Consider the following 11150-nt stretch of genomic DNA (forward strand, 5'->3'; position numbering starts at 1 on the left):
GTGGCTTCTCCTCCACTCGACGACGAAGCAGGGATCCGGGTGAGACGACCACTGCACGCGCAGGTCTCTTTGATCGCGGTCATGCCGCGCCCTGCGGGTCACCTGCAGGCACGATGCAAAGGTCGAGTCCCACCTCACGGAGCGGCAGGAAGTGTGTTGCCTGGTCGGTGTATCCCTCGAACGTCAAAACGGCCCTCCGATCAGGCGGATTGGTAGACGGTGACGAGCACTGCGAACACGGTGACGACGAGGAGAACCTGAGCGCCGGCCTGTCTCCAGCCCCAGCCCTTCGCATCCATCCACCGCAACGGTCGCCTTCAAGTCGGACCGGACAGCTCCTCGGGGATCACGACGTGAATGAATGCCTTGGACCGCTCACCCAGCTCCGATCACGCCGTCCGCGAAGCCGCCTCGGATCAGTCGCTCGACCTCCCCCCAGCCGCGGCGCTTCCAGGGCAGCGTGTAGACGCCACAGCCAGCACCCGGGGCTCGGCCGTCCGCCGAGCCCGCCGCGCCGGCCCCGTCCCGGAGCCGGACATGTGTCACGTCGTCAGCGCTGCAGTGTCAGCAGACCAGGACGGTAGGGCAGGAGGCCGTAGTCGCCACCGGAGTTGGGGCTGCGCCCCTGGTAGAGCAACTGCAGGTTGCAGGGATCCACCGGTCATGGTCTGGTCGGAGCTGGTGCGGATCAGTTCGCCGTGGCTGATGTCGTTGGTCCAGGCGGCGCCACTGTTGGCCTTGCCGGCGAAGGGGTTGGTCTCGGTCGCGGTCTGAGGTGTCCACGCGCCGTTCAGACTGCTTGCCGTGAACGAGCGGAAGTAGCGACCCTGCGAGCCGATCGCCTCGACGATCATGAGGTAGCGGTTCTGGCCCTGCAGCTTGTAGACCTGCGGGGCTTCGAACAGGTTGTTCGTCGTATCGCTCATGATCACTGTCGAGGTCGTGCCGAAGCTGCCCGGGAAGTTCCCGATCGGCATGCCGGCCCGGTAGATCTTGCTGTTGTCGCCGGCGAAGAACAGGTACATGCTCGTCCCGTCACCGATGAGCGTCTGGTCGATGGGTCCTGTTCCGGAGTCGGGGATGCTTCCGGAGAAGAGCACCTGCGGGGATGACCAGCCGTTCGGGGCCTCTGCCTCGACGCCGTCGGGAACAGCACCGCCAACGGCACCCGGATCCAGCTCTACTCCTGCTCGAACGGCAGCAACCAGCGCTGGACCCTCACCTGACGGGACCTGCCACAGACGAAGGGGCGAACCGATGACGGCCTGCGATGCGGTTTCTCACCGTCTCCAGGATGATTCCCGGAGGGCGTAGGCCGAGGGTCCTACCTACCGTCGCCGCAGCACCTCCCACCTGCGCGGTCCTGGCCCAGCCAAGCGGCTGGCCCGGGCAGCGGGTCCTGCCGATTCGCGGGTGGCGCACACAACTTCGCCGCCCGCCTCATCCGGCGGGCACGCCGGAAAACGCCTTCGCCTCTGTCCATGCGGGACAGGGGCGAAGGCGCCTTCGTGTCGCGACCGTGGTCGGGATCCCACCTGTCATGGGCTGTGTGGTTCACACCGGGACAGGGGAACGGCGACATTCGAAGACGAATGGGCGCAGCTCACATCAGATGCCTGATCGCCGGTCCGCACAGGTACGACTCGATGCAGCCGCGACAACAGCGGGTGGGTCCGCAACCGACGGGGGCCTCGGTGCCGACGATTCGGTATCTGGCCGGCGGCCGACGACGTGAGGATCGACCGCATCCCGACGCATCATGATCATCTGCTCCCCGCACGCGACATCCTCCGGCGGGACAAGAGCGCTGCCGACGAACGCCTTCGCGAGGCCGTGAGCAGCAGTTCCTACGCCGCCCGATACGGCACCAGCAGCGCAAGGCTTCTGGATGGCCCGATCCACCCCGGCGGTCAATCGCAGCGATGCCCCACGCCGTGCAGAAGGGCCAGCTGCTGACGGACAGCGGCTGTCACTCTGCCCTCGTCACCGGTCGCGAGCAGGTCCAGCAGCGCCCCGCGCAGTACGGCCAGCGTCAGTGTGCGGCGGACGGCGCCCTCCTCGGTCTCCCGCTCGGCCTGCGGTTGGCAGCCGGCAAGCACCTCGAGCCAGTCCTCCACAGCGCTCCTGGCGAATCCGCCCAAGGGCCGTCGGGATCCACGAGAGAGCGGGCGTAGGCCTCGGCCCACAAGCGCAGCAGCGGACGGTGCTCGTCGGCGGCGAGCCACTCCCACACCCCTTGCGCCGCAGCGGCGAGACCAACGGGCTGCTCGGGCCGGCTGAGCCCGTCCAGGAGCGCCAGTTCTTCCGCGCGGGCTCGCTCGAGCAGCGCCCGCACGAGTCCGTCCTTGTTCCCGAACAGGAACATCAGCACGCGGGTACTCGAACCGATCGCCTCGGCGAGCGGGCGCAGGGACAGATCGTTCAGACCGTGGAGGAGGGAGTACTCGTAGGCGGCTTCGAGCAGCTCGGTCTGGCGCGCGGACGGATTTGCGGATCGCGAGGGCATGGCCCTAGCCCAAAGCTACTGACACGCTCGTGTCAGTAGCCTGCGCGAATCGAATGACTACGGAGAGTTGTCATGCCGGACGGAGCCCGCCAACGGCAGATCGTGATTCGCCGCGCCGATCGCCCGGGCGATCTGGGCTGGATGGTCATGGCCCATGGCGAGCTGTACGAAAAGCAGTTCGGCTGGAGTACGGATTTCGAGACCCTGGTCGCCCGGATCGTCGCCGACTACGCGACAGAGCCGTCTCCGGCAACAGACGCGGCCTGGATCGCAGAAGTCGACGGCGAGCGGGCGGGCTGCGTGATGCTCGTGGCCGACGACCACCCGGGAACGGCCAAGCTGCGTGTCCTGCTCGTCACCCCGAGCGCCCGCGGCCTCGGCATGGGCACCCGCCTGGTCGAGGAGGCCCTGGCCTTCGCCCGCGCAGCCGACTTCAGACGCGTGAAGCTGTGGACCACCGACAACCTGGTGTCGGCGCGCAAGATCTACCAGCACTTCGGGTTCGTCCTTACCGAGGAGGAGCCCTACCGGGGATTCGGCCACGACCTCGTCGGCCAGACCTGGAGCCTCGACCTCCAGGCCACCCCAGCAGGATGAGTACGAATCCGAAGCCGGAGCCGTGCAGGGGTGTTCGCCCATGATCCGCTCACCGAGGGAACGCGGCGGCCGACCGGCGCCGGCGACGTCCTGCCACTCCCCCGGCGTGGACGCCTGCCCGACACCATAGGGATCGTCCTGCGGTCGGCCGCCGGCGCAGCGCTGCTGGACATCTCCGCGTCGCCGGTGAAGACGTTCCCTCTCAGGCCCTACGATCCGGTGGCTCCGAGGACCGAAGGCACCACATCGGCCTCGACGGCGAGCTCGCGCGCCTCGTCGGACGGAGCGACCGAGCCTGGGTCTTTCGTGCTCACGCGAACCACGATGTCTTGTCGAGCGTCGGCGCTTCACCGTCGCACCGGCGCGAATGCCACAACAAAGCGGCTGCGCATGCCTTCCGTCAGGCCCCTGAGCCGGAAGAGGCAGTTCTCCATCTGCGCACAGTCGTCGAAATCGTCGGCAGGAGTGGCGACGCCGGCCAGCGGAATCGGGATCTTTACCGCCTGGGCGCGACGCCGCTCGGGATGAGCCGCCCGACGGAGGCTCGAGCCGTGTTCTCGCGCATCCTTCGCTCTCGGGTTCGCGAACCCGCAGGCCGCCCGGAAGGCTGCCGCGCGGCTCGACGCCCTCGACACAACGGCGGGGCGACGGGGGGCTTTCGCCGGGCCGGAGGGCGTCCGGTTGCCGGGGCCGCCACATCCGCACCGGTTCCGCACCAATTCCTCACGACCATGCCCCTGGCAGATGCCCCTGGGTGCGACCGAGGGGATGATTCGCCCGATAAACAGGCAACACCCCGGACCCGCGCCGCATCCCAGCGATCCTCAACGCTCACCAAATCCCCTAATCAGGCAACGTTGCTGAATAGCCGTCAGGTGCCCGAAAAGGAACAGATCGGCTCATGATCCGATCACCCCGTGGTGATACGATCACAGAGCTTGCCAAGCGGCGCAGAACCCGCTATGGCATCACAGGAAGTCAGCGCATCGGCCCAGAAATCCGCCATCCCCCGGGGGAGACCTATGCCATCAGCCAAGCCTTTCGAGGCTGTCCGGCCGGGCGAGCATGCGCGACCGATCCCACATATCTGTGGCCGCAGGACACCTGTGACCGGGGACGTACTCGACAGCACCCGCCAGATATCGAGTATCCGGTGGCCCAGTCGCCCGAAGAGAGCCTTATGACGCCATACCTCGAGGATCCAGCTTTCTGGATCCTGATCGCCGGCATTCCTGTCGCGGCCATCGCGATATTGCGCGGCAGGAAGAAGATATCCGAGCTACGCAGAGAGAAGGAGGAGCTGAAGACTCACTACGCGAATCTCGAAAATCACTACGCCGAGGCCGTCGAAGAGGCCAAGGACCGGGCCGAGGAAGCGACGAAGACCGCGCTGAAGTCGGCCATGCGTACGCTTCAGGGCCTCGCGGGCGAGCAGCAGTTGGCGATCACGAAGCTGCAGGAGAAGTACGGGGAACTCCAGATTCTCCAGGACCTGCTCGACATCGACCACATGAACTCGCAGTTCGCCCGGCGCGCGCAGTCCATCGCCGTGCTCTGCGACGGGTGGCTCGGCAGGCAGCGTGCCGCCGCGTCGCTCTATGACGTGGTCAGGAGCGCGAAGGGGCGCATCCGCTACTTCACCCGTGTGGAGATCCGGGCCCAGACGAACTTCGCGATCGTCAGCCGCGCCGTCGAACCGGTCGCGCTGACCCTGGCCGAACTGCTGGACAACGCGACCAGCTACTCCGCGCCGGAAACGATGATCGAGATCAACATCCGCCCCGTGCCCAAGGGCGTCTGCATCATCGTCGACGACGCCGGTGTCGGCATGAACGAGGAGGAGAAGGACCGGGCCGCGAAGCTCCTTTCGAGCGAGGGCGCCCCCGGTGTCTCCGGGCTGGGGAACCCGCCGCAGTTCGGGTTCACCGTGATCGGCGTCCTCGCCGCCAGGTACGGCTTCACCGTCTCCGTGGACTCGACCTCCCCCTACGGCGGCGTGCGAGCGGTCGTGCTGCTCCCGGAGGACCTCCTCACGACAGTCCAGGCGCCCGAGCCCGAGCCCGAGCCCAGGCCCGAGTACAAGCCCGAGCCCAAGGAGTTCCCCACGGTGGCCGTACCCCCCTCGATGCCGCCCGAGGAGAGCCCGGTGGCCCCCCCGACCACCCTCGGCGGTCTGCCCAAACGCCGGCGCAGAGGAGCGATGTCCATCGTCCCCGCCGTCGACTCACCGGACGTACCGGTTCGTTCCAGCGAACAGGCCGCTTCCGTCATGGGCGCGTTCCAGCGCGGGACACAGTCCGGCCGCCGTTCCACCAACGCAAGCAGCGAAGGGCCTGAGAATCAGTGAATTACGACCTGTCATGGATGCTTGACAGTGCCCTGGAAGTGCCCGAGGCGCAGCACGCCCTCCTCGTGTCCGCCGACGGTCTTCTCATGGCGCGCTCGAAGGACGTCGGCAAGGACCAGGCCGACACCGTCGCCGCCGCCATGAGCGGAATCCAGTCGCTGAGCCGGACGGTGGTCGACTTCTGCGGGACACCGGCAAGCCGGCACCGGCAGTGGCGCCAGACCCTGGTGGAGTTCGACCACGGCTGGGTCTTCCTCATCTCCGCCGGTGAGGGCGCCTATCTCGCGGTCTCCGCGACGCCCGACGTCGACATGGCCGAGATCACGTTCCGCATGCAGCAGCTCGTCGGACAGCTCGGCAAAGCCCTGACCACACCCCCTCGCGAGATTGCCGACACCAAGGCATGACGACACCGGACGAGCCGGAACAGGAACAGCCCGCCACCCCCTTAGTCCCGGCCTATGTCATCACCAACGGCCGCAGTCTGCTGGACGACGACACACTCTCGCTGATCACTCTGGTGACGACCGCTCAGGACTCACCGGCCATACAGCATCTCGACCCCGAGAAACGGCGTCTTCTGGAGCTGTGCTCCGGGGGGCACCTGTCGGTGGCCGAGATCGCCGGGCACACCCAGTTCCCGGTAGGCGTCGTCAAGATTCTGCTGTCCGATCTCACCCAGGGTGGGTACCTCGTCACGCGGGCCCCGATCCCCGCCGCGAAGCTCGTCGACCGGAACATATTGGAGCAGGTGCTGCATGGCCTTCAAGCCCGATTTGGATGACGGTGTCTATCTCCGGGAATCGGTGCAGATTGCAGCGAAGATTCTCGTGGTCGGGCACTTCGCCGTGGGCAAGACCACGTTCATCGGAACGATGTCCGAGATTCCGCCGCTGCGCACCGAAGAGGTGATGACGCGGGCGGGCGAGGGGATCGACGACCTCAAGGGCACGACCGGCAAGACCACGACCACGGTCGCGATGGACTTCGGCCGGCTCACCCTCAGTGAGGAGCTGGTGCTCTACCTCTTCGGGACCCCGGGGCAGCAGCGGTTCGTACAGGTCTGGGAGGACATGTCACGCGGCGCGCTCGGGGCACTGGTGCTGGTGGACCCGGAGCGCCTCGACGAGTCCTTCCCCGTGATGGACCTGGTCGAGCACTACGGGATTCCTTACACCATCGCCGTGAACCGCTTCGGTGACCGCCCCGATCACGCGGACGAGGAGATCCGGGAGGCACTCGACCTGCTGCCCGAGACGCCTCTCGTCAGCTGCGACGCCCGCGATCAGCGTTCCTCGGCGAACGCGCTGATCACGCTCGTCCGCTACCTCCAGTCACGCCTCACCTAGGAGCTCGACCCCCATGCAATCCCCCTCGGACTTCCCCGTCCCGCCGCCGGGCTGCCCCGCTCACGGCAGCGGCGTTCCCCTGTACGGCCCCGAGTTCGCCGCCGATCCGGACGGCTTCTACGAGTACCTGCGCACGTTCGGCCCCGCAGCACCCGTCGAGTTGTCGCCCGGTGTGCACGCCTCGCTGGTCACGGACTACGCGGCGGCGCTGCACGTCCTGCAGAATCCGGACACCTTCGTCCGCGACGCCCGGCGCTGGCGCGCGCTCAACGCGGGGGAGGTCCCCCTGGACAGCGCGATCGTCCCCATGATGCTGTACCGGCCGAACTCGCTCTACTCCGACGGCGCGGCGCACATGAGGCACCGCCAGGTCGTGACGGAGACGTTCGCCCGGATCGACACGCACCGGCTGAGCCGGCACGTCGACCGGGTCGCCGACTACCTCATCAGCCAGTTCAACGGCCGGGGCCGGGTCGACCTGGTCGCCGACTACGCCCAGTTGGTGCCGCTGCTGGTCTTCAACGAGCTCTTCGGCTGCCCCGCGGAGCTGGGTGACCAGTTGGTCTTCAGCATCTCCTGCCTGATGGACGGCGTCGAGGCGGACAAGGCCATCGCCCTGCTGACCGAGACGCTGATGGAGCTGATCGCCCTGAAGCGCGCCCAGCCCGGTGAGGACGTCACCTCCTGGCTGATGCAGCACCCGGGCCGCCTGACGGACGAGGAACTGATCTCCGAGATCATGACGCTGATCGGAGGCGGCGCCGAGCCCACCCAGAACCTCATCGGCAACGCGCTGCGGCTCCTGCTGTCCGACGAGAAGTACGCGGGCGACCAGTACGGCGGGAGCCTGCTGGTCGAGGACGCCATCAACGACGTGCTCTGGAACAACCCGCCGATAGCCAACTGGGCGGGCCACTATCCGGTGCGCGACGTCGAGCTCTCCGGGACGCGGCTGAACGCCGGGGACCCGGTCCTCATCAGCTTCGCGGCCGCCAACAGCGATCCGAGCCTCTCCACGAACCGTCAGACACTCAGCAAGCGCGCCCATCTGGCCTGGGGTGCGGGCCCGCACGCGTGCCCCGCGAAGGACCCGGCGCTGCTGATCTCGATCCTGACGATCGAGAAGCTCCTCAACAAGCTGCCGGACATCGAACTGAGCGTCCCTGTCGAATCGCTGACGTGGCGGCCGGGCCCGCTGCACCGCGCGCTGACATCGTTGCCTGCCCGGTTCACCCCGGTACGAGGGGAGAGTTCGGCCGCCGCGCGCTTCTCGGCCGATGTCCGTTCCGCACCGGCGAATCCGGTGGGCGAACAACAGCAACAGGCCAGAAAGGGGACTTTCTGGAGCGGCTTTCTCTCCTGGTGGAAGGGGTGACATCCACCACACCACATGGGCGGTCGCGGTCGCATGGGTGTTCCACCCGAGGGGTAGTCAGGGCTGGAAACCTTACGTGATCCTTTGAGAGAAAGATTCTCGTGGAACCCACCCTGCCGACCGCGACCGTCGACCGCCGCACCGTGGCCTCTCTTTTCTCCCGGCTGCGCACCGGGAAAGGCCAGTCGAATCCCCGGCCCCTCTACGCGGAACTGAGGGAGCTCGGGGATATCTTCCCCTCCCCCTGGGGCGGACACCTCGTCACCTCGTACGCGCTCTGCGACGAGGTCATGCGGAGCAGAACGTGGAAAGTGCCCGATACCCAGTGGAGGTCCGGTCAGGCCAACGCCGCGCGCTGGAACAGGCCGGCCTCACTGCAAACGGCGAAATCGCTTCCCATGCTCAATCCGCCCCGCCATACGAAAGTGCGGCGTTCGGCGGGCAACATGTTCGACCGGACAAAGCTTGCGGAAATAGAGATTTCGATAGCGAAGAACGTCGAGAAGGTGCTCGACGCCTTCGAGGACGAGCTACTCAAGGGTCCTGCGGACTTCAATTCCCTGGTCGCCGACGAGCTGCCCGTCCGATCGATCGGGGAATGGCTGAATCTTCCGTCAGGCGACTATCCCCGGCTGAGGTCGCTGACCAATGACCAGACGCTCAGTCAGGAATTCTTCCCCACCCCCAGCCAGCTCGCGCGGGCGGACGCGGCGGCCCGCGGGCTCCAGGAGTACTTCACCGCGCTGGTGCGGGAGCGTCGCGCGAGGCCGGGGGACGACCCGGTCTCCTCCTGGATAGCGACCTGGGACACGCTGGAACCGGACCGGGAGAAGGCCGACGCCGAGGCGCACTCCATGGCGGTCTTCGTGATCGTCGCAGCCCTGGAGACCACGGAGCACCTGCTGTCCAGCATGGTCCGGCTGCTGCTGGAACACCCCGAGCAGCTGGAGCGGCTGCGCACCCACCCCGAGTACATCCCGCACGTGGTCGACGAGACCCTGCGCTACGACCCGGCGATCCACGCGATCAGCAGGACGGCGCCGCACGACATCACGCTGGGCGGCACACTGGTCCGCGAGGGCGAGATGGTGCAGCTGATGGTGGGGGCGGCCCAGCACGATCCGCGGCAGTACAAGGACCCCGAGAACTTCGACGTCCGCCGCAAGCCGCCCCATTTCGGTTTCGGCAGCGGAATCCACTACTGCCTCGGTGCCCCGCTGGCACGGCTGGAAGCCGGTCTGCTGCTGAAATCGATGCTCAGGCGGCTGCCCCGGCTGCGGATGAGCGAACCGCCCGCCTGGGAGCCCCGGGTTTCGTTCCGCCGGCTCAACCACCTCATGGTGACTCCGGCCTGAACCGGGCCGCACCGAAGAGAAGAATCGTTTCATCGTGCCCAGTCCCCAAAACAAACCGTCCGTCAGGATTCAAGAAAAATGATCGATGATCTCAAGGCCCTGCACGTCGAGCACGACGACGCGGTGGTGAGAGTCCGGTTGAACAGTCCGGAGACCGGAAACGCGATATCCGGACTGCTCCTGGACGAACTCCTCGCCGTCCTCGGCGCACTGGACGACCATCCCGCCATCCGCGTCCTGGTTCTCTCCGGCGCGGGCGACGACTTCTGCCTCGGCGGGGACCGCACCGAATTCCCCGCACTGCTCTCCCCGGAGACCGGCAACGCGAGCATGCGCGCGCTCGCCAACAAGGCGCGCCGGATGTGCGACCTGCTGGCGAACACCGGAGTCGTCACCATCGCGCGGCTGCACGGCGGCGTCGTGGGCGCGGGACTGGGACTCGCGGTCTTCTGCGATCTGCGCGTCGGAGCGGACACCAGTCACTACCGGATACCGGAGCTGGGCCTCGGCGTGCCCCCGGCCTGGGGTGGGATCACCGCCCGGATGCTGTACGAGACAGGGGCCGCCCGGATCCGGGAGCTGCTGCTCACCGCCGACAGGTTCGACGCCGATCGGGCCGCCGAACTGGCCATCCTGCACAAGGTCGTTCCGGAGGACCAGCTCGACGCCACCGTCGACCGCTGGACCAAGCCGCTGCTGCGCCGCTCCCCCTCGGCCCTGCGCAGCACGAAGGCCATGCTGAACTCCTATGCCGGAGCCCACCGCCTCGGCGAGGCCACGCTGTTCGACGCCGAGCTGCTGACCGCCTCCGTCGCCGCGGCCCAGGCCGCCCGGCGCCGCTGACCCGCGCCTCATCGGGCCCGGGCGCGGGGCCGATCGGGCGCCGGGCCGGTCAGGTACGGGGACGGTCAGGAACGGGTCGGCGACGGGCGCCCCGGGGCGCCCTGACACCTGCGGTGCGCTGGTCCTGGCTCTCCGACGGTCCGGGATCGGCGTCGCGCGACGGGTCCATGGCCTGCCCCTGCCCGCGGACCGGGTCAGGCCCGGTCCGCCGGATCCTCCGCGAACCGATGGACGTCGCCCGGGGCGCACCCCCGTGCGAGGGGCTCCGGGCTTCGGTCAGCCGTCCTTCCGCAGCACCAGCATGATGTGCTCGTGCTCGCCGTGCATGACCGTCCCGCTGCTACGGAAGCCGTGCTTCTCCAGCAGCCGGACCGACCCGGTGTTCTCCCCGAACGGGTCGGCGTACAGCGGGCGGTTGGTCTCCTCCTCCAGGAAGAGCGCCAGCGCGCGTGTTCCGATGCCCCGGCCCCAGTACTGCCGGCCGAGCCAGTACCCGATGAAGCGCCGGTCCTCTTCCCACCACGCCACCAGGTTGCCGGCGAGCTCTCCGTCGACGGTGACGGCACGCACGAGGTTGGACGGGTCCCCCAGCACCCTCGTCGTCCAGTGCTTCATGAATGCCTCGCGTTCGCGGGGCGGGAAGTTCGACCGGCGTACGGACTCCGGGTCGTGTTCCTGCGCGAGGAACACCTCCAGATCGGCCTGGACCACGTCTCTGAGACACACCTGTTCAGTCATGCCGACGGAGTCTGCCACCCGCCACTGACAATCCCGGGTG

General features: G+C 67.7%; 9 protein-coding genes and 4 pseudogenes. 10 read left to right on the plus strand and 3 right to left on the minus strand.

Features of this window, described 5'->3' with window-relative positions:
* Positions 1 to 550: 550 nt before the first annotated feature.
* A pseudogene (locus P8A20_RS07750) lies at positions 551 to 1124 on the minus strand (non-reducing end alpha-L-arabinofuranosidase family hydrolase); the annotation flags it as partial.
* Here P8A20_RS07750 and P8A20_RS07755 point away from each other — a divergent pair.
* Positions 1125 to 1226 (plus strand): annotated as a pseudogene (locus P8A20_RS07755) (RICIN domain-containing protein); the annotation flags it as partial.
* A 684-nt stretch (positions 1227 to 1910) separates the two neighbouring features.
* On the opposite strand, the pseudogene P8A20_RS07760 reads toward P8A20_RS07755, so the two are convergent.
* Positions 1911 to 2506: pseudogene (locus tag P8A20_RS07760) on the minus strand (TetR/AcrR family transcriptional regulator).
* Positions 2507 to 2578: 72 nt separating this feature from the next.
* Between P8A20_RS07760 and P8A20_RS07765 the strand changes: the two are divergent.
* The 9 genes and pseudogenes from P8A20_RS07765 (at position 2579) to P8A20_RS07800 (ending at position 10372) form a co-directional block, all read left to right on the plus strand.
* Entirely contained in the window at positions 2579 to 3103 is a 525-nt protein-coding gene (locus P8A20_RS07765) for a GNAT family N-acetyltransferase (RefSeq protein ID WP_147958274.1), read from the plus strand.
* A 30-nt stretch (positions 3104 to 3133) separates the two neighbouring features.
* Positions 3134 to 3277 (plus strand): annotated as a pseudogene (locus P8A20_RS38665) (SsgA family sporulation/cell division regulator); the annotation flags it as partial.
* A 1006-nt stretch (positions 3278 to 4283) separates the two neighbouring features.
* A complete protein-coding gene (locus P8A20_RS07770; protein WP_147958275.1) occupies positions 4284 to 5450 on the plus strand; it encodes an ATP-binding protein in 1167 nt (388 codons plus the stop codon).
* Positions 5447 to 5857, plus strand: coding sequence for a roadblock/LC7 domain-containing protein (locus tag P8A20_RS07775; RefSeq protein WP_147958276.1), 411 nt, complete (start codon positions 5447 to 5449; stop codon positions 5855 to 5857). The genes P8A20_RS07770 and P8A20_RS07775 overlap by 4 nt, the downstream gene beginning before the upstream one ends.
* Positions 5854 to 6234: a DUF742 domain-containing protein gene (locus P8A20_RS07780; RefSeq protein WP_306103199.1), complete on the plus strand. Its 381-nt coding sequence runs from the start codon at positions 5854 to 5856 to the stop codon at positions 6232 to 6234. Before P8A20_RS07775 ends, P8A20_RS07780 begins: the two co-directional genes overlap by 4 nt.
* The gene (locus P8A20_RS07785; protein ID WP_147958278.1) at positions 6209 to 6799 is read left to right on the plus strand and encodes a GTP-binding protein; all 591 of its coding nucleotides are present in this window, start codon (positions 6209 to 6211) and stop codon (positions 6797 to 6799) included. The genes P8A20_RS07780 and P8A20_RS07785 overlap by 26 nt, the downstream gene beginning before the upstream one ends.
* 13 nt (positions 6800 to 6812) lie before the next feature.
* Positions 6813 to 8174, plus strand: coding sequence for a cytochrome P450 (locus P8A20_RS07790; RefSeq protein WP_147958279.1), 1362 nt, complete (start codon positions 6813 to 6815; stop codon positions 8172 to 8174).
* Positions 8175 to 8275: 101 nt separating this feature from the next.
* Entirely contained in the window at positions 8276 to 9529 is a 1254-nt protein-coding gene (locus P8A20_RS07795; RefSeq protein ID WP_147958280.1) for a cytochrome P450, read from the plus strand.
* A 78-nt stretch (positions 9530 to 9607) separates the two neighbouring features.
* On the plus strand, positions 9608 to 10372 hold the full coding sequence (locus P8A20_RS07800; protein WP_147958281.1) for an enoyl-CoA hydratase/isomerase family protein: 765 nt from the start codon (positions 9608 to 9610) through the stop codon (positions 10370 to 10372).
* A 276-nt stretch (positions 10373 to 10648) separates the two neighbouring features.
* Here the strand turns inward: P8A20_RS07800 and P8A20_RS07805 are convergent, their stop codons facing one another.
* Positions 10649 to 11110 carry a GNAT family N-acetyltransferase gene (locus P8A20_RS07805; RefSeq protein ID WP_187282071.1) on the minus strand — a complete coding sequence of 154 codons (462 nt, stop codon included), beginning with the start codon at positions 11108 to 11110 and terminating at the stop codon, positions 10649 to 10651.
* Positions 11111 to 11150 lie beyond the last annotated feature (40 nt).

Origin of the sequence: Streptomyces sp. Alt3, assembly GCF_030719215.1 — a bacterium.
Taxonomy (GTDB): domain Bacteria; phylum Actinomycetota; class Actinomycetes; order Streptomycetales; family Streptomycetaceae; genus Streptomyces; species Streptomyces glycanivorans.